The sequence below is a fragment of the Micromonospora sp. NPDC057141 genome (assembly GCF_042670805.1).
GTDB lineage: Bacteria > Actinomycetota > Actinomycetes > Mycobacteriales > Micromonosporaceae > Micromonospora.
The window spans coordinates 42,869-60,216 of the sequence record NZ_JBHUVA010000013.1; the positions used below are offsets into that span (position 1 = coordinate 42,869).

Annotated in this window: 16 protein-coding genes; 6 read left to right on the forward strand and 10 right to left on the reverse strand. The window is 74.9% G+C overall.

Going from position 1 to position 17,348, the window contains the following annotated elements:
- The first annotated feature begins 92 nt into the window (after positions 1-92).
- Positions 93-998, forward strand: coding sequence for an SDR family NAD(P)-dependent oxidoreductase (locus tag ACFT41_RS10755; RefSeq protein WP_377582686.1), 906 nt, complete (start codon positions 93-95; stop codon positions 996-998).
- 22 nt (positions 999-1,020) lie between these two features.
- Here ACFT41_RS10755 and ACFT41_RS10760 read toward each other — a convergent pair whose 3' ends face one another.
- On the reverse strand, positions 1,021-1,422 hold the full coding sequence (locus ACFT41_RS10760) for a DUF4190 domain-containing protein (RefSeq protein ID WP_377582684.1): 402 nt from the start codon (positions 1,420-1,422) through the stop codon (positions 1,021-1,023).
- Positions 1,423-1,610: 188 nt separating this feature from the next.
- On the opposite strand from ACFT41_RS10760, the gene ACFT41_RS10765 reads away from it, so the two are divergent.
- Positions 1,611-2,807, forward strand: coding sequence for an acyl-CoA dehydrogenase family protein (locus tag ACFT41_RS10765; protein WP_377582682.1), 1,197 nt, complete (start codon positions 1,611-1,613; stop codon positions 2,805-2,807).
- Between the two features lie 31 nt (positions 2,808-2,838).
- On the opposite strand, the gene ACFT41_RS10770 is transcribed toward ACFT41_RS10765, so the two are convergent.
- The 4 genes from ACFT41_RS10770 to ACFT41_RS10785 form a co-directional block, all read right to left on the reverse strand.
- Positions 2,839-3,492 (reverse strand): potassium channel family protein, encoded by a 654-nt coding sequence (locus ACFT41_RS10770; protein ID WP_377582680.1) that lies wholly within the window; start codon positions 3,490-3,492, stop codon positions 2,839-2,841.
- Between the two features lie 19 nt (positions 3,493-3,511).
- Positions 3,512-4,879 (reverse strand): TrkH family potassium uptake protein, encoded by a 1,368-nt coding sequence (locus ACFT41_RS10775; RefSeq protein WP_377582678.1) that lies wholly within the window; start codon positions 4,877-4,879, stop codon positions 3,512-3,514.
- Positions 4,880-5,208: 329 nt separating this feature from the next.
- The gene (locus ACFT41_RS10780) at positions 5,209-5,616 is read right to left on the reverse strand and encodes a CoA-binding protein (protein WP_377582676.1); all 408 of its coding nucleotides are present in this window, start codon (positions 5,614-5,616) and stop codon (positions 5,209-5,211) included.
- A gap of 56 nt (positions 5,617-5,672) precedes the next feature.
- Complete coding sequence (locus ACFT41_RS10785; protein ID WP_377582674.1) at positions 5,673-5,852, reverse strand: hypothetical protein; 180 nt, start codon at positions 5,850-5,852, stop codon at positions 5,673-5,675.
- 82 nt (positions 5,853-5,934) lie between these two features.
- Between ACFT41_RS10785 and ACFT41_RS10790 the strand changes: the two genes are divergently transcribed.
- Positions 5,935-6,315 (forward strand): thiol-disulfide oxidoreductase DCC family protein, encoded by a 381-nt coding sequence (locus tag ACFT41_RS10790; protein WP_377582672.1) that lies wholly within the window; start codon positions 5,935-5,937, stop codon positions 6,313-6,315.
- Between the two features lie 3 nt (positions 6,316-6,318).
- Here ACFT41_RS10790 and ACFT41_RS10795 read toward each other — a convergent pair whose 3' ends face one another.
- Genes ACFT41_RS10795 through ACFT41_RS10805 form a run of 3 tightly spaced genes read right to left on the reverse strand, consistent with a single transcriptional unit; the run spans position 6,319 to position 11,311 of the window.
- A complete protein-coding gene (locus tag ACFT41_RS10795) occupies positions 6,319-7,356 on the reverse strand; it encodes a DUF742 domain-containing protein (protein ID WP_377582670.1) in 1,038 nt (345 codons plus the stop codon).
- Entirely contained in the window at positions 7,353-9,995 is a 2,643-nt protein-coding gene (locus ACFT41_RS10800; protein WP_377613799.1) for a LuxR C-terminal-related transcriptional regulator, read from the reverse strand. The genes ACFT41_RS10795 and ACFT41_RS10800 overlap by 4 nt, the downstream gene beginning before the upstream one ends.
- A gap of 2 nt (positions 9,996-9,997) precedes the next feature.
- Positions 9,998-11,311 (reverse strand): Hsp70 family protein, encoded by a 1,314-nt coding sequence (locus ACFT41_RS10805; protein WP_377582666.1) that lies wholly within the window; start codon positions 11,309-11,311, stop codon positions 9,998-10,000.
- A 325-nt stretch (positions 11,312-11,636) separates the two neighbouring features.
- Between ACFT41_RS10805 and ACFT41_RS10810 the strand changes: the two genes are divergently transcribed.
- From ACFT41_RS10810 to ACFT41_RS10820, 3 genes are all read left to right on the forward strand, one after another.
- Entirely contained in the window at positions 11,637-12,542 is a 906-nt protein-coding gene (locus ACFT41_RS10810) for an IniB N-terminal domain-containing protein (protein ID WP_377582664.1), read from the forward strand.
- 106 nt (positions 12,543-12,648) lie between these two features.
- Entirely contained in the window at positions 12,649-14,556 is a 1,908-nt protein-coding gene (locus tag ACFT41_RS10815; protein WP_377582740.1) for a dynamin family protein, read from the forward strand.
- Positions 14,553-16,037, forward strand: a complete 1,485-nt coding sequence (locus ACFT41_RS10820) for a hypothetical protein (RefSeq protein ID WP_377582662.1) — start codon at positions 14,553-14,555, stop codon at positions 16,035-16,037. Before ACFT41_RS10815 ends, ACFT41_RS10820 begins: the two co-directional genes overlap by 4 nt.
- Here the strand turns inward: ACFT41_RS10820 and ACFT41_RS10825 are convergent.
- Positions 15,936-16,874, reverse strand: coding sequence for an MFS transporter permease (locus ACFT41_RS10825; RefSeq protein ID WP_377582660.1), 939 nt, complete (start codon positions 16,872-16,874; stop codon positions 15,936-15,938). The genes ACFT41_RS10820 and ACFT41_RS10825 overlap by 102 nt on opposite strands.
- Positions 16,871-17,311: a hypothetical protein gene (locus ACFT41_RS10830; protein ID WP_377582658.1), complete on the reverse strand. Its 441-nt coding sequence runs from the start codon at positions 17,309-17,311 to the stop codon at positions 16,871-16,873. The genes ACFT41_RS10825 and ACFT41_RS10830 overlap by 4 nt, the downstream gene beginning before the upstream one ends.
- Between the last annotated feature and the right edge of the window lie 37 nt (positions 17,312-17,348).

Sequence of the window (17,348 nt, forward strand, 5' to 3'; positions counted from 1 at the left end):
GCGCGGTCAGGGTAGCCAGGACGACCCAAAACGCAGCACCCGTCACCGGGTGCCGCGTTGCCCGGGGCAGGACGAACCGGCAGGATCGCGGCATGGCAATCGACGCGCGCGCCGCGGACCGTTCCGGCAGCCGACCACGACGGGACGTGAGCCGACCGGGCGCGGCCCGGCGCAGCCGCCCCACCGCCGGTGCCGGCCCGACCGACGAGGACGCCCCGGCGGCGCTGCCGGAGCCGGTCACCATGCGGCTCGACGGCCGGGTTGCCCTGGTCACCGGCGCGGGGAGTCCCGACGGCATCGGGTACGCCACCGCCCGCCGGCTGGCGGACCTGGGGGCCCGGGTGGCCATCGTCTCCACCACCCGGCGCATCCACGAGCGGGCCGGCGAACTGGGGGTGACCGGGTTCGTCGCAGACCTCACCGACGAGGCGGAGGTCGGCGCGCTCGCCGACGCGGTGACCGAGCAGCTCGGCGACGTCGAGGTGCTGGTCAACAACGCCGGCCTGGCGAGCCGGGCCAGCCCGGAGGTGCTGCGCCCGGTGGCCCAGCTCAGCTACGACGAGTGGCGCGGCGAGATCGACCGGAACCTGACCACCGCGTTCCTGTGCAGCCGGGCGTTCATCGGCGGGATGGCCGAGCGTGGCTGGGGGCGGATCGTCAACCTCGCGGCCACGGCCGGTCCGGTGAACGCCCTGCCCACCGAGGCGGCGTACGCGGCCGCGAAGGCGGGCGTGGTGGGCCTGACCCGGGCGCTGGCGATGGAGATGATCGCCGACGGGGTGACGGTGAACTCGGTGGCCCCCGGCACGATCCACACCGCCGCCTCCACCGTGGCGGAGATCCGGCAGGGCCTCGGCACGCCGGTGGGCCGCCCCGGCACTCCGGACGAGGTGGCCGCCGCGATCGCCTTCCTCTGCTCGCCGGCCGCGTCGTACATCACGGGGCAGATGCTGGTGGTCGACGGCGGCAACAGCGTCCGGGAGGCGCAGTTCCGCTGACCGCTGCCAGGCTCCGGCGGGATCAGCTGTAGGAGCCGCCCTCCATGGAGCCGCCCCAGATGACCAGCCCGATCCAGCCGCAGCAGGCGATCAGGCCGATCACGGTGAAGACGTAGCCGAGGATCAGCCCCCAGGTGGCGAGCTGGTCGCCGTCCTCGCCGGTGCGCCGGATCTGCCGCTTGGCCACGTGGCCGAGCACGATGCCGGCGGGCGCGAAGACGAACGCGAAGACCAGCGACAGCACGGCGAGGATGTTCGTGCCCCGCCCCTGACCGGGAGGCGGGCCATACTGCCCGTAGCCCGGGGGCGGGCCGTACTGGCCCTGGTCCGGGGGCGGACCGCCGTACTGGCCGGGCGGCGGCTCGTACGGCGGCGGCTCGTACGGCGATGGCGGCTCGTCCGGCTCGCGCGGTGGATAACTCATCCGGCACCTCCCGCTGTCCGTCGTGACCTGGCCTATTGCGGACGCTACCCGCAGCGGTGAACCTTTTCACAGCGGTTGGGTGGACTGGTCACCTTGGCCTCGCCGGCCGGGGAGGTCGATACTTACCGAGCGTTCAGTTACCCATGAGTAATGCGCCGATGCGTGATGCGCCGACCCCGGAGGCTGAGATGGCCAGACTCGCCCAGACACCCGGCCTGACCGACGTGCAGCGGTCGATCCTGGAGACCGTCCGGGAGTTCGCCGACAAGGAGATCGTCCCGCACGCGCAGCGGCTGGAGCACGCCGACGAGTACCCCACGGACATCCTCGACGGGATGCGCGAGATGGGGCTGTTCGGCCTCACCATCGCCGAGGAGCACGGTGGGCTGGGCGAGTCCCTGCTGACGTACGCCCTGGTGGTCGAGGAGCTGTCCCGGGGCTGGATGTCGATCTCCGGCATCGTCAACACGCACTTCATCGTGGCGTACCTGATCTCCCAGCACGGCTCCGCCGAGCAGCAGGACCGGCTGCTGCCCAGGATGGCCACCGGCGAGGTACGCGGCGCGTTCTCCATGTCGGAGCCCGAGTGCGGCTCCGACGTCTCAGCGATCAGGTCGAAGGCCGTGCGCGCCGGCGACAACTACGTGCTCGACGGGCAGAAGATGTGGCTGACCAACGGTGCGTACTCCTCGGTGGTCGCCACCCTGGTCAGGACCGACACCGGCGCCGACTCCGTGTACGGCAACATGAGCACCTTCCTGCTGGAGAAGGAGCCCGGCTTCGGCGAGACCGCGCCCGGCCTCACCATCCCCGGCAAGATCGACAAGATGGGCTACAAGGGGGTGGAGACCACCGAGATGGTGCTCGACGGCGTCACCGTCCCCGCCTCCGCCGTGCTCGGCGGCGAGGAGCAGGTCGGCCGCGGCTTCTACCAGATGATGGACGGCATCGAGGTCGGCCGGGTCAACGTCGCCGCCCGCGCCTGTGGGATCTCCATCCGCGCCTTCGAGTTGGCCGTCGCGTACGCCCAGCAGCGCAGGACATTCGGTCAGCCGCTCGCGAAGCACCAGGCGATCGCGTTCAAGCTCGCCGAGATGGGCACGAAGATCGAGGCCGCGCACGCCCTCATGGTCAACGCGGCCAGGCTCAAGGACGCCGGCCAGCGCAACGACGTCGAGGCCGGGATGGCCAAGCTGCTCGCCTCCGAATACTGCGCGGAGGTCGTCCAGGAGGCGTTCCGCATCCACGGCGGCTACGGCTACTCCAAGGAGTACGAGATCGAGCGGCTGATGCGGGAGGCCCCGTTCCTGCTCATCGGCGAGGGCACCTCGGAGATCCAGAAGACCATCATCTCCCGCGGCCTCCTCAAGCAGTACAAGTTGTGAGCCGGGCTGCCTCGTCTTCGCACCCGTCGGCCTACTCGGCGGCGGCGAAGCGCTCCACGTTGTCCACGGGGCCTACGACGAGGATGAGGTCGCCATAGCTGAGCACGGTGTCGGGGGTGGCGTGGGTGAAGCCCGGTGTGCGACCCCCGGTGGCCGCCTGCGGCTTGACCGCCACCACGGTCACGCCCCATCTGCTGCGTAGCTGCGACTCGCGCAGCGGCATTCCGACGACGTCGCGCGGGGGTTTGGTCTTGATGACGGCGAAGTCCGCGTCGACTTCGACGTAGTCGAGGATGCGCCCGGTGAGCAGGTGGGCGGTGCGTTCGCCCATGTCGTGCTCGGGCGCGATCACGTGATGGGCGCCGACACGGGTAAGGATCTTGCGATGCTGTCCGCTGACGGCCTTGGCCCAGATATCGGAAATGCCCATTTCGGCGAGCAGGGACGTGGTGAGGACGCTGGCCTGGATGTCGGTGCCGATCGCCACGACCGCGCGGTGGAAGTCCCCGACGCCCAACTGGCGCAGTGCCTCGATGTCGGTCGAGTCCGCGGTGATCACGTGCGGGATCTGCCCGACCAGGCTCTGCACCACCTTCGCGCGGTTGTCGACGCCGAGCACCTCTGTTCCCCGCTTGACCAGTTCCAGGGCCAGGGCGGTGCCGAAACGGCCCAGGCCGATCACCACCACCGGCTCGCTGCGGATGTCAGCCAACGATCGTCCTTTCCTCGGGGAGTTCGAAGCGTCGGTTCCGGTCCCGCAGCGCCAATGCCGAGGCCAGAGTCAGAGGCCCGATCCGGCCGGCGAACATCAGCAGCACGAGCAGCATGTCGGCCTGTGGAGACAGGTGAGCGGTGATGCCGGTCGACAACCCCACGGTGCCGAAGGCAGACACCACCTCGAACAGCACCACATCCAGCCGGAACGGAGTGATGGCCAGGAGGACGAAGGTGGCGACGACCACCGCGCTGGCGCTGAGCAGCACGACGGCGAGAGCCTGACGTTGGTTGCTGGCGGGGATCCGGCGGTGGCCGACGTTGACGTCGGTCTCCCCGCGCATCTCCGACCACAGGACGAAGGCCAGCAGCCCGAACGTGGTGACCTTGATGCCGCCGGCAGTGCCGGCGCTGCCTCCGCCGATGAACATCAGCACGTCGCTGGCAAACAGGCTCTCCGGACGCATCGCACCGATGTCGACGCTGTTGAACCCAGCGGTCCGGGTCATCGCCGAGGCGAAGAACCCGGCCAGTAGCTTCTGCGGCCCGCCCAGCGGACCGAACGTTGCCGGATTCGAATACTCGGCGACGGTGAAAACGACCGTGCCGACGGCCAGCAGGGCGACGGTGAGCACGACGGTGATCCTGGTCGTCACCGACCAGAAGGCCGGCCGCCGCCAGGCGCGGGTGAGCTCGAACACGACCGGAAAGCCCAACCCGCCAAGGATGACCGCAATCGCGACCGTGAGGGTGATCCAGGGGTCGGCGGCGTATCCCATCAGGCTGTCGGCCCGAGTGGAGAAGCCGGCGTTGTTGAACGCGGAGATCGAGTGGAACACGCCGTCGTACAGCGCAGACCGGATCGGCTGCCGGTATGCGGTGGCGAACCGGAGCGCAAGCAGGGCGGCGACGACGGCTTCGCTGAGCAGACTGAACACGACGATTCGGCGCACCACGCCGCGCACGTCGCTGAGGTTCAGGCTCTTGGTCTCCGCTTGGGCGAGGAAGCGGGCCCGTAGCCCGAGGCGGCGCGACAGCAGCACGGTGAACAGCGTGGCCAGCGTCATGATCCCGAGGCCGCCGGCCTGGATGAGCAGCAGGATGACCGCCTGCCCGAAAGAGGACCAGTAGCTGCCGGTGTCGACGGTGACCAGGCCCGTGACGCAGACCGCCGAGGTGGCGGTGAAAGCCGCGTCCACCAGTTCGGCCCGTTGGCCGGACCGAGTCGCCACCGGTAGCGAGAGCAGGCCCGTGCCGATCGCGATCGCAGCCGCGAATCCCGCGGTGATGACCTGTGCCGGATGCCGGAAGCGGTCGTTACGCCGCTGCCAAACCGGCCGGCGGGTCAGTAGCCACACGGTTCGTCACCACATGGACGCGAGGTGAACCGCCGATGGGCGGTGGGGTCCGCCGGCCGGAGGGAGGCCCGTGCGACGGGCCGGCAGCCGAGCCCTGGCCGGTGTGGAACGGTCAACACGCCTGCGCATCCTGCCACGTCCACCACCGAAACGGTGGGCGGGCATGGGGATCGCCCAGTTCCCGACGAACGGCTCGTGGTCCGCGTGGTCCGGATCGGGCAGCTGGCCGGCTCCCGGACCACCTGGCCGGGCTCAGGGAAGGGCATCCTCGTCGACGCCTCCGGCGTCGGAAGTGGCCCCTTGCGGGCGGTCGACGCTGGGCAGAACGGTCAGCCGAGGCGCGTCAGGTTGCCGGCGGCCCGCTCGATGATCAGGCACCGGTCCTCGACGTAGTCGAGGCCGGCCTCCTCGGCGATCCGCCGCGCCTCGGGCGAGACGATCCCGAGCTGCAGCCAGACCGCGGGAGCGCCGATCGCCACCGCCTCGCGGACCACCTCGACGGCGTCCCGGGCCGGACGGAACACGTCCACCAGGTCCACCGGGTGCGGGATGTCGGCCAGGGACGCGTACGCCCGCTCGCCGAACAGCTCGTCGACCGTCGGGTTGACCGGGATGATCCGCCAGCCGTACCGCTGCATCTGCGCCGGCACCCGGTGCGCGGGCTTGCCCGGGTCGCGGGACGCGCCCACGACGGCGATCACGGCGGAGTCGGCGAGGATCTGCTGGGCGCTGCGCACCCCGCGACTCTAGCCGGCCGACCGGCTCGGAGCCGACTGCCTCGGAGCCGACCGGCTCAGCGCCGGGTGCGCTGCTCGGCGGGTGGCGGGGCCGGCTCCACACTGGACTGCCGGTGGTCGCCAGGGGCGACCGCGCCGGGCAGCGCCAGCGGCAGGGGTGGAGCCGCCGGCGCTGCCCGCTCGGAACCGGCCTCGTCCGGGGGAGCAGAGAGGTTGTCCCAGCGCATGGACTCCATTCGAACACGCGTACGAACGAAGTGCAAGTGACGTGCCGGACACCGGCGTACGGCGGGCCGGGTGCCGGGGGAGGATGAGGGCATGGAGAGGTCGACCTTCGTCTACGACGGCGACTGCGCGTTCTGCACGAAGTGCGCGGAGTTCATCGAGCGTCGCATCCCCACCCGGGCGCGGGTGCTGCCCTGGCAGTTCGCCGACCTCGACGCGCTGGGCCTGACGGAGGCCGAGTGCGAGGAGGCGGTGCAGTGGGTCGGCGCGGACGGCTCCCGGGCCGCCGGGCCGGACGCGATCGCACGGCTGCTCGGCGACAGCGGGCCCCTCTGGCGGGTCGCCGGGGCCGGGCTGCGCTTCCCGCCCGTCCGCGTGGCGGCCTGGCCCGCGTACCGCTGGGTGGCCCGCAACCGGCACCGGCTGCCGGGCGGCACGGCCGCCTGCGCCGTGCCCTCGGCCCAGCGGGACTGATCCTCACAACGCCCGGAGCGCGGTGAGCAGCCGCTCCAGCACTTCCATCGAGGGCCGCCCGCCGTGGGACGGCAGGTCGCGCACCTCGACCAGCCCCGCCCGGCGCAGCCCGTCGAGCAGCCCGCGGACGGCACCCACCGGCAGGTCCAGGTCGGTGGCGATCTCGGCGACCGACAGCGGATGCCGGCACCGCCGGATGATCCGCGCCTGCTCGGGGGTGAGCCGGGGCAGCCGGCCCGTCCCTGGCCGGGCCAGCACCAGGGAGGCGAGGTCGAGGTGCCGGGATTCGGCCGCGCTGCCGGGCGCGCCCGGGGCCGGCGGGGCGGGCGGCACGACGGCCCTACCGGCCGGCGCGCGGGGGGCCGTCCGGGCCCGGCAGGGCGCGGTGCTCCCGGCCCGGACGGCCGGTCCCGGCCCGACCGGCCCCGGCGTCGGGTGCGCCGGCCCAGGCCCGGGTGGCACGGGCGGTGGCGTCGGGTGCGCCGGACCAGGCCCGGGTGGTACGGGCGGTGGCGTCGGGCGCGCCGGCAGGTGCCGGTCGGCCTCCGTCACGAAGCGCGCCACCTCGCATTCGATGTCGGCCGCCCGGGTCTGCCCGGAGGTGTGCAGGGCCAGGACGACGCCGGTGCGGACGCCGGTGATGTGGAGGAGCACCCCCGCCATCCGGGTGACGATCTGCCGTGCCTCGACGTCGTCGCAGAGTCGGGCTGCGGCCGCGCCGAGCGCCCACAGGCCGGCGACCATGCCGGACACCCGCTCGGCAACCGCCTCCTCGGTGCCCCGGGAAGCGCCGAGCCGGAGCCCGTCGGGCGCGAGCAGCACGGCGACGTGGGCCCCGGGCACCCGGTCGACCAGCGCGTCCAGTGCCCGCATGAGGGCGTCGCTCCCGTCCGCCGCGCCTGCGGATCCGGTGGCGGGGGCGGCCGGTCCGGCGGCACCCGGTCCAGTGGCAGCCAGCCCGGTGGCAGCCAGCCCGGTGGCACCCGATCCGGCGATGGCCGGTCCGTGGCCGGGCGGCGCGGCCGGGCAGGTCGTCGTCATGGGGTCGTCCGTTCCCGCCACGCCCCACCGGCCGCCACGGCCACCCGCTCGGCGACCAGGGTGCGCAGCAGGGCCAACAGTTCGGTGCGGTTGGCGCAGTTCAGCCGCGACCGCATCCGGGCCACGTGATGCTCCACGGTCTTCGCGGAGATGAAGAGCCGGTCGCCGATCTCGCGGTAGGTCAACCCGGCCAGCACCAGCTCGGCCACCTCGTGCTCGCGCTCGCTGAGCTCGCTGCGTGGCACGGCGTCGACCTCGGCGGCGGCCGGCAGGGCCGCCCCGCCCGCCGGGGGCCGCTGCCCGCCCTTCGCGCCGGTGGGCGCGCCTCTCCCCCCGGTGGGCGCGCCCTTCGCTCCCGCGTGCCGGCCCTGGAACACCCGGGCGCAGTCCAGCAGGGCGGTCATCGCCCGCCGGTTCGACGTGCGGATGGCGGCCTGCCCGGCGAGCCGGGCCGCATCCCAGCAGTATCCCGCGTCGTACAGGCCACGGGCGGCGGCCTCGACCCGGGCGGGGTCGATCGTGCCCCGGAGCACGTCCACCCAGCTCGCGGCGGCGGTGGCGGCGACCGCCGCGTACCGGCTGCGGTCTGCGACGGCAGTCAGGGCCGCCACGTGCTGCTCTGCCGCGCCGGGCCGGTCGGCGAGGATCGCGGCATGCAGCTCGCTCCAGTGCAGCGGCGCGCTCCACAATGCGGGGTCGCCGAGCCGGCCCAGCAGCGCCCGGGCCTGGTGCAGGTGCGGCTCGAGCCGATCGAGGTCGCCCAGCCGGGCCGCCGTGATGGCCAACTCGCCGAGGGGCAGCAGGGTGAACAGGTCGACGGGGTGCCGGACCACGGCGTCGAGCGCGTGCCCCCAACCGCGCTGCAGCGCGCCGAGGTCGCTGTTGCGTCGGGCCACCCCCAGCTCCAGCGCCGTGGCGAAGAGCAGGTCGCGGGACTCCAGCGGGCCGCCCGAGGTGGTCGCCGCCGCGGCGGCCCCGGCTGCGGCGGCCGTGCGCCCCCGCAGCATCAGGATCCACGCCCGCAGCAGCAGGTGGCGGCGCGCCAACAAGGGTCCGCCGATCCCGCTGGCGGTGGCCCGGTCGAGCACCCGCTCGGCGATGTCCAGCTCCGCGCAGTGCATCGCGGTCAGCGCGGCCAGTGCGGCGGGGCTGTCGGGCAGGAGCACGGTGCGGCCGTCCGGTTCCAGCAGGGCCGCCGCCTGCACCAGCGTGGACAGCGCGGTGGTGGGCGTACCGTCGATGCTGGCCCGGACCCCCTCGGCCATCAACCGTGCCGCGCCGGCCCCCAGTGTCGGCGGGCCGCCGCCCGACGGGTGCCCGGGCCCGGCGGCGCCGCCGACCGCTGCTGCGGTGGCGAGCGACCCGATCTCGGCGAAGGCCGACGCGGCGGGGGTGCCGGACCACCGGTAGAGCTCCACGCTGCGACCGACCTGGCCACGGTGCGCCAGGGCGGTCGCGGCGACGGCCGCCGCCTCGGCGCGGTCGTCCGGCGCGGCGCCGGTGAGCAGCCGGTCCGCCAGCCGCAGGGCGGTGTCCAGGTCGCCGGCGAGCAGCGCGGCGACGGCCTGGCGGCCGGGTGCGGACCCGCCGCCGGCGGCGGTGGCGGCGGCGAACAGCTCGGCCGCCAGCGCCGGCTGTTCCGCCAGCGCTTCTTCCGCCGCCGCCCGCAGCGCCGGCACCGGGCAGTCGCCGAGGGCGCCGACGGCCCGCAGCGAGGAGATCAGCGGCAGGACCGTGCCGCCCCGGGCCAGCCGCTGGTCGACGAGCCGGTGCCAGACCGCCGTCCGGTCGGTGGGCGGGCTGAGGGCGACGACCGCGTGGCGGACGAGCGGTGCGATCCGGTGGTCGGCGGTGAGCAGACCCGCCGCCCGGGTCGAGGTGACCAGCTCGGCCACCGCGCCGGGCGTCCGGTCGAGCAGCGCGCCGAGCAGGTCGACCGTCAGGGGTACGCCGGCGGCGAGCGCGAGCAGCAGGCACCGGGCGTCCGGCGTCAGCCGGTCCAGGTCCGGCCCGAACTCCACGAGGACCGACTGCGGCGGCTCGTCCGGCGACGCCGGCTCGCCCGGGCCCGGTGTGGCCGGCGGGGTCGAGCCCGACGTGGCGGACAGCCCGCGTACCAGCCGGTCCACGTCCCGGGGCACCCCAGCGGTCTGTGCCTGCACGTGGTCGGCCAGGTCGGCCCGGCCGACCAGCTCCGGCGCGGCGGCGGCGCAGACCGCGGCGGTCTGCGCCGGGGTGAAGGGGACGAGCAGCACGGGCTCCGCCTGCCGGCGCAGGGCGTCGACCAGCTCGACCAGCGGCGCGCACCGCGGCCAGGGGCGGTAGCCCACGACGATCCGGTGCCGGCCGGTGTCCACCAGCGCGCGGAGCGCACCGAGCCGCGCGTCGTCGAGCAGGTGCGCGTCGTCGACCAGCAGCACGCTGCCGGGCTCGGGTGGCTCGGCGGTCGCCGGCACCGTGGTCAGCACGGTCTGCCCGGCCTGCCGGCAGCGGCGCGCCACCTCGCCGAGCAGGGCGGTCTTGCCGTGGCCACCCAGGCCGGTGACGCCGAGCGCGACCGGCGCGGCCGGGTCGGCGGCGAGCCGGTCGAGCAGGGACCGACGCTCCCGGCTGAGCAGCAGCGGGCGCTCGACATTCATGATCATCGTACGCTTCCCTCGCGTCCGCGCCGTCGCAGCGACGCCAGGCGGGACGCTCTCGGCAGTTCCAGTGGGGCGATCCGGACGGGTGGCCGGGGCGGTGGCACGTCCGGAAGCCCCCCGTCGCCATGCCCGTCGCGTCCGCCTCCCGGCCCTGGGGGCACCGCCGCCGCCCCGCTCACCCGCGCGGCGGCCCGCACACCGCCGGCCTCCACCGGCTCGGCCCCGCGTTCCGGGGCCGGTGGGCGGGGCCGGGGGGCGACCACCTGGCAGGCGGCCAGCGCGGCCCCGGCCGCCGCGACCAGCTGCGGGTCCGGGGCGACCGCCACCGGGCCCGGCAGGGCCGCGCCGAGCAGCTCGGCGACCAGCGGGACCCGGGTGGCGCCGCCGGCGAGCAGGACGCCGTCGAGTCGCGCCGGCTCCAGCCCAGCACTGTGGACGGCCCGCAGCAGCAGGTCGACGGTCGCCCGTACGGCCGGTCGGATCATCTCCTCGAACTCGGCGCGGCTCACCGGCACCCGCGCCGGCCCGGTCGGGAGATCCAGCAGCACGTCGGTCTGCGGGGCGACGGACAGCTCGTGCGCGGCCCGTTCGCACGCCGGCGGCAGTGCCCGCGCTGCGGCGTCCGCCTGCTGCCCGTCGAGGGCGGACAGTTCCCGCGCCAGCACGGCCCGGACGTGGTCGGTCAGCTCCGCGACGAACTCGGCCCCGCCGCAGCCGAGCAGGCCCTGCGGCAGGCCGAGGGTCGCGTACGTGCCGTCCGCGTTCCGGCGGACCAGCGCGCCCTCGAAGGTGTCCCCGCCGAGGGCGTACACGGCCGCGAGGTCGCCGGTGAAGCCCTGCGCGGCGTGCCCCTCGGCGACCGTCACCGGGCAGGGCAGCAGCGTCACCCCCGGCACCTCGAACTCCCACAGCGCCCGCCGCAGCAGCTCCCGCCGGTGCGGGCCCCAGCCCGCCGGATGGCTGACCACGACGGCCTCGGCCGGGCCGCCCTCCGCCGCCCGGACCTGCTCCACCACCCAGCCGGCCAGCACCGCCGTCAGGGTCTGCGGCGGGTACGCCTCACCGCCGAGCACCACGGGGACGTCGTCGCCCACGCGGCGGACGAAGCCGCGTACGGTCCGGCCGCCACCGTCGCCGGTGGACCCGCCGACCGTGAGGCCACCGTGGGCGGACAGGCGCAGCGCGGAGGCGACGGTGGCCGACCCGGCGCCCAGCGCGAGGGCCTCGGGCTGCGCCCAGTCGCCGCCCCACCGCCGGGCGACGCTGGCGGCGGTGGTGGTGTTTCCGATGTCTATTCCCAGGACGTACGGCATCGTCTCTTCCTCACCAGGAGTTGGCCGGGCGGCGGCGGTGTCGGGACCGTGCGGTGACCCGGCCCGGCATACCCCGTGGGTTCATACGTTCGTACCAGAGAACGAAGCTGAACCGGGTCCCTAACTTCGGGCTGCCGGATTCCCCCCATCCCCCTAACGGACGGCGGGGGCGGGGCCCCGATCGGGCGGGGGCGGTTTCGGGCCGATCCCCGATGCCCGTCGTCGGCTCCGTCCGTAGCGTCACCGGTCACGGTCGACGTCCGTCGACGCCGGTCACTGTCGACGTCCCGTCGACGCCGGCGACACGTCCGAGGAGAAGCGGCACATGGAACCGAACCAGACCCTGCACGACTTCGTGCTCAACCTGCTGACCGACCCCGATGCCCGGTCGGCCTTCGACCTGGACCCGGAGGGCGCGTTGCAGGCGGCCGGGCTGCACGACATCACCGCCGCCGACGTCCAGGACGTGGTGCCGCTGGTGGTCGACTACGCGCCGGTGCAGGGCCTCACGTCGCTGGCGCCGGTGGCGCAGTTCGGCCTCGACCCGCTGCCGGCCGACGCCACCGACGCGGTGGGCCAGTTGCAGCAGGTGGCCCAGCAGCTCGGCGTCACCGGTTCCTCCGCCGGGGTGGACGTCAAGGCCGGGGTGCTGGGCACCATCGCCGTGGACCCGGCCACGGTCTCGGCCGGGGTAACGGTGCTGCCGGGGGTCGGGCTGGGCGTCGGGCGGAGCGGCCTGGACACCGACCTGACCGGGGTGGGCGACGTGGCCCACACCCTCGACGACGGGGTGGTGCCGGGCGTCGACGCAGGCGTGGATCCGGTGGTCGGGGGCGTCACCGACCAGGTCGGCGGCCTGCTGGGTACGCCGGCCCCGGGCGCCCTCGACGACGCCGGCCTGCTCGACGGGGACCTCGACGGCGTCCTGCCCGGCGTCCACGGTCAGGTCGGCGGCCTCATCGACTCGATCGGCGTCGACGGCGCACTGGGCGGACTGGGCGGGCTGGGCCTGCCGGGCGGGGCGGGCGGAGTGGTACCGCCGGTCGACGTGCCCGGCACCGTGTCGGGGCTGACCGACCACGTGGACGGCACGCTCTCCGGGACGCTGGGTGGTGCGACGGGAGCGGTCGGTGACATCACCGGTGGTGTGACCGGCGGCATCGGCGGCCACGCCGGCGCGCCCGCCGGTGGCGACTCCGGCCTGCTCGGGCTGGGTGACGGGCTGTTCTGAACGGCCTCGGTGGCGGGCGGGGCCGGGGCTCGGGGGGTGCTCCGGCCCGCCCCATCGTTCACATCCTCTTGATAATTTTTCCGCAATCAGCACACTTGGTCCCGTGATGGCGGGAATCTGGCTGGACGTGCTCGACGAGATCGCCCGCACCTGCACCGCCCACGGGCGGGCCGACCTGCTCCGCACGGTCCACCACAAACGGGTCCAGCTGCTCGACCCGGCGCTGCGCGTGCTGGTCGTCGGCGAGCCGGGCCAGGGCAAGAGCCAACTGGTCAACGCCGTCGTCACCGCGCAGGTCTGCCCGGTCGGCGACGGCCGCACCACCGTCCTGCCGACGGTGGTGCGGCACGCCGAGACGGCCTGCGCCGCCGTGGTCCGGCACCCGGTTCAGCGGGAGCGGCCCACCGGGCCGGACGGCACCGTCGCGCCCGCCTCCGCCGGGTCCTCCGTCGCGCCCCTCGCGGCGGCCCCGGCCGTGTCCCCGGCCGCCGAGCGGACGCCGCTGCCGCTGGACCGGCTCGCCGCCGGGGTCGCCGGGACCTTCCCGCCCGGCGGCGGCCCGGCCCACGTCGAGGTGGGCGTGCCCCGGGCGCTGCTCGCCGACGGTCTGGTGCTCGTGGACACCCCGGCAGGCGACGGCACGACCCCCGCCACCGGCACGCCGGAGGCCGCGTTGCACCGGGCCGACCTCGTCCTGCTGGTCTCCGACTCCACCCGGGAGCTCTCCGTCGCCGAGCTGAACATGCTGCTGCACCTCACCCGGTCACACCCGAACGTGGCGGTGGTGCAGACCAAGACGGACCTCGTGCCCGACTGGCGGGCGGTCGCCGAGCGCAACCGGCGGCACCTGCACGAGGCCGGCGTGCCGGCCGCGCTGATCCCGGTCTCGGCGGCGCTGCGGCTGCGGGCGGCGGTCGCCGACGACCACCCGCTCAACGCCGAGTCGGGCTTCCCCGTGCTGATCGCCCGGCTCCGCCGGGACCTGGCCGGCAAGGGCGACGCGCTGGCCCGTACGTCGGTCACCATGCTGGCCCGCACCGTCATCGAGCAGCTCGCCGCCCCGCTGCGCGCCGAGCTGGACAGCCAACAGGTCGAGGAGCAGGCCGGGCCGATCTCCCGGCTGCACGCCGCCCAGCGCGAGGTGGACGAGCTGCGGCGCTGCTCCACCCGCTGGCAGAACACGCTGTCGGACGAGATGACCGACCTGCTCTCCGACATCGAGTACGACCTGCGGGAGCGGACCCGGCAGATCCTGCGCGAGGTCGACACGGCGTTCGACACGGCCGACCCGCTGACCGGCTGGGACGTCTTCGAGTCGTGGCTGGCGCGCAGCCTCGCGGCGGCGGCGCGGGAGAACCACGAGTGGCTGGTCCGCCGCTGCGACTGGACCGCCCGCCGGGTGGCCGCCCACTTCGGACGGTACGGCCACGACGCGCTGCCCCCGTGGTCGATGTCGGTGCCGGAGGACCTCGCCGAGCGGCTGCCGCACTTCGAGCGGCCGGCGATCGACCGGTTCACCGTCACCCAGAAGGTGCTCAGCGGCATGAAGGGCTCGTACGGTGGGATGCTGATGTGCGGGCTCGCGCTGACCCTGGCCGGAATGCCGATGATCAATCCGGTGTCGGTCGGGTTCGGCGCGCTGCTCGGGGGCAAGGCCATCCGCGACGAGAGCCGGCAGCACCTGCGGCACCGCCAGTCGGCGGCGAAGACGGCGGTCCAGCGGCACGTCGACGAGTTCTTCCTCCGCGTGACGAAGGACTGCCGGGACACCGCCCGCCAGGTGCAGCGGCTGCTGCGTAACCACTTCACCGCGCTGACCGAGGAGCTCCAGGAGAGCATCGTCGAGTCGCTGCGCAGCGCGAAGCAGGCCGCCGACACCGACGCCGCGGCCCGTGACCGCCGGCAGCGGGAGATCCGGGCGAGGATGGCCCGGCTGGCCCGGCTGCACGAGCAGGCCCAGGGGCTGACGGCGGGTCGCGGCACCGGCCCGGTGCTGCTGGAGCACCCCGCATGACGTCCGGGCGGGGGCTGGAGGACGCGGTGTGGGCCCTGCTGCACGAGGCCCTGCACCACTACCGGGACCATCCCTGGGCCGTCGACCGGCTGCGGCACGAGCTGGCCAGGCTGGAGGAGCCGCTGCGGGTCGCCGTCGCCGGCGGGTGGCGGTCCGGCAAGTCGACGCTGCTGAACGCGATCATGGGGGAGCAGGTCGCGCCGGTCGCCGGGGTCGACGGCGAGGAGACCTTCACCTGGTACGAGGACGGGCCCGCCCCGGGCGCCACCGCCTGGTCGACCGACGGCGTGCCGCAGGAGCTGGCGGTCACCCGGTCGGCGACCGGCCTGCGGGTGGACGGGGTCGGGTGGCGGCCCGGCGAGCTGCGGGACGTCGTCGTGCGGTGGCCGACCCGGGCCCTGCGGCAGCTCACCCTCATCGACACGCCCGCCGTCACCGACCCGGACGAGCGGGGGCGCACCCCGGTGGTCGAGCGGGCCCTGCGGGACGCGGACGCCCTGCTCTACCTGACCCGCGACGGCCGCGACAGCGACCTGCGGGCGCTGGAGTCCGAGCGGGACGGGATCGTCGGCCAGGCTGCGGCGGTGCACGTGCTCCTGGTGCGCTCGCGGGCCGACGAGACCGGTGGCGGGCGGATCGACGCGCTGCTCACGGCCCGGCAGCTCGTCCGGCGGCAGCAGCGCGACCCCCAGGTGGCCGCGCGCTGCGTGCACGCGCTCGCGTGCAGCGGCACCGTCGGCCTGGCCGGCCGGACGCTGGGCGAGGCGGACTTCGCGGCGCTGGCGGCGCTGGCCCGGGTGCCCCGCCCGGAGCTGGAGGCGCACCTCCTCTCCGCCGACCGGTTCGTCGCGGCCGGGCTGCCCGTACGCCTCGCCGCCGACGCGCGGGCCGCGTTGCTGGAGCGGCTGGGGCTGTTCGGCGTCCGGTTGGCCACCACACTGGTCCGCACCGGCTGCGACAGCCGGGTGAAGCTCTCCACCGAGCTGATCCGGCGCAGCGGCCTCACCGAGCTGCGGGAGTCGGTCAACCGCCTCTTCGTGGACCGGCAGGGCACCCTGAAGGCCCGGTCGGCGCTGATGGCCGTGGAGGAGCTGCTGCGCGCGGAGCCCGGCCCCGGCACCGGCGAGCTGCTCGGCGCCGTCGAGCGGATCGTGGCCGGCGCGCACGGGTTCGCGGAGCTGCGCCTGCTCGCGGCGCTGCGCGCGGGGCGGGTCGGGTTCGACGCCGACTGGGCCGCCGAGGCGCAGCGGCTGGTCGGCGGCGAGGGCGTCGAACCGGCCGCCCGGCTCGGGGCGGAGCACGACGCGACCGTGCGGCAGCTGTGGGAGCTGGCCGTGGACGCGCAGCGGCGGTGGCGGGAACGCGCGGAGGACCCGACCCTACGGCTGGTGCAGCGGCGCGGGGCGGAGGTCGTCGCCCGCAGCTGCGAGGGGCTGATCGTCGAGCTGGCCGGGCCGCCCCGGCGGCCCACCCCCGCGTAGCCGCCCCGCCGGGCCGCCCTGGCCGGCCCGCCGCAGCCAGGCGACCGGGCGTACCCGCTCCAGCGGCAGGAAGCTGGCCATGGCCACCAGGTGCGGGGCGAACGAGATGGTGATCGTCGCCATGGTGACCAGGTGGAACGAGTAGAAGAAGCCGACCGTGGCCAGCCGCCAGCGTGGCGGCAGCACGAAGACCACCGGGCTGAGCAGCTCGAAGGCGAGGATGCCGAACTGCGCCACGAGCAGCAGGTAGGGCACGCCGGCGATCAGGTCGGCCAGGTCGGTGCCGCGCCGGATGATCGCCTTGGCGAGCACCGAGCCGGTGGCCCAGTCGAGACCCCCGAACCGGAACTTCGCGAAGGCGGCCAGGAAGTAGGTGCAGATCACCGCGATCTGGGTGACCCGCAGCGCCCAGCCGCCGGCCTCGGTGCGGGTCGGGTCGCCATGCCGGGCCCGGCCGGCGGTCGGCAGCGCGGCGAGCGCGACGAGCAGGCCGAACCGGTCGTGGTCGACCTTGCCGTAGCTCATCGCGATGATCATCCACTCCAGGTAGAGCGCGAAGACCGACCAGCCGAGCAGGCGGTGGGCCCGGCCGGTCGCGGCGAGCAGGGCGAGGGCCAGCAGCACCCAGAAGATCGCGCCGACCAGCGCCGGGGTGGGGGTCGGCAGCGGGAGCACCCGCCCGACGAGCAGCGGCTGGTAGAGGTCGCCGGGCACGCTCGCGCGGGCGCGTACCCAGGGGGTGAAGAACACCAGGTCGGCGGCGACGAACAGGTAGACCAGGGTGCGGAAGGCGGCCACCCGGCCCCGGGGGACCGCCTCGGTGAGCCAGTGCGTCACCCGTCCGCCCGCCAGCTGACCACGGTCTCGTCCGTCCAGCGCCCGGTCGGCCGGGCGTCGGCGATGCCGTACCAGCGGATCACGATGCGCACCTCGACCAGCGCGGCGGCGTCGGGATGGCGTTCGGCGTACGCGTCGGCGACCCGACGCAGCCGGGCGGGGTCCTCGACGTACCGGCTCTGCTGGCCCTCGATCTCGGCCCGGCGGATGCCGGTGGCGTCCTGCCCCAGGTCGACCACGGCCCCGGTGCGGTCGACGCCCTCGATCCGGGTGTCGGGGGCGGGGGCGTCCGGCGGGTCGGAGGTGGAGTACATCCGGAACGGCCCGAACGGGAAGTCGTCGTCGATGCCCCAGGCGGTGCCGGCCAGCAGCACGGCGAGGCCGAGCGTGGTGGCGGCCAGTCGGGCCCCCCGGCCCCGGCGGGTCAGCGTTTCCATCGGTTTCCGACGGTACGGGATGGAAGGGCCCCTTCGG

Excerpts from the sequence above, each read along its gene's own strand:
- ACFT41_RS10820 (WP_377582662.1), top strand. The coding sequence starts at position 14,553 with ATGACGTCCGGGCGGGGGCTGGAGGACGCGGTGTGGGCCCTGCTGCAC.
- ACFT41_RS10815 (WP_377582740.1), top strand. The coding sequence starts at position 12,649 with ATGGCGGGAATCTGGCTGGACGTGCTCGACGAGATCGCCCGCACCTGC.
- ACFT41_RS10830 (WP_377582658.1), bottom strand. The coding sequence starts at position 17,311 with ATGGAAACGCTGACCCGCCGGGGCCGGGGGGCCCGACTGGCCGCCACC.
- ACFT41_RS10790 (WP_377582672.1), top strand. The coding sequence starts at position 5,935 with ATGGAGAGGTCGACCTTCGTCTACGACGGCGACTGCGCGTTCTGCACG.
- ACFT41_RS10760 (WP_377582684.1), bottom strand. The coding sequence starts at position 1,422 with ATGAGTTATCCACCGCGCGAGCCGGACGAGCCGCCATCGCCGTACGAG.
- ACFT41_RS10805 (WP_377582666.1), bottom strand. The coding sequence starts at position 11,311 with ATGCCGTACGTCCTGGGAATAGACATCGGAAACACCACCACCGCCGCC.
- ACFT41_RS10800 (WP_377613799.1), bottom strand. The coding sequence starts at position 9,995 with ATGAATGTCGAGCGCCCGCTGCTGCTCAGCCGGGAGCGTCGGTCCCTG.
- ACFT41_RS10810 (WP_377582664.1), top strand. The coding sequence starts at position 11,637 with ATGGAACCGAACCAGACCCTGCACGACTTCGTGCTCAACCTGCTGACC.
- ACFT41_RS10765 (WP_377582682.1), top strand. The coding sequence starts at position 1,611 with ATGGCCAGACTCGCCCAGACACCCGGCCTGACCGACGTGCAGCGGTCG.
- ACFT41_RS10795 (WP_377582670.1), bottom strand. The coding sequence starts at position 7,356 with ATGACGACGACCTGCCCGGCCGCGCCGCCCGGCCACGGACCGGCCATC.
- ACFT41_RS10785 (WP_377582674.1), bottom strand. The coding sequence starts at position 5,852 with ATGGAGTCCATGCGCTGGGACAACCTCTCTGCTCCCCCGGACGAGGCC.
- ACFT41_RS10755 (WP_377582686.1), top strand. The coding sequence starts at position 93 with ATGGCAATCGACGCGCGCGCCGCGGACCGTTCCGGCAGCCGACCACGA.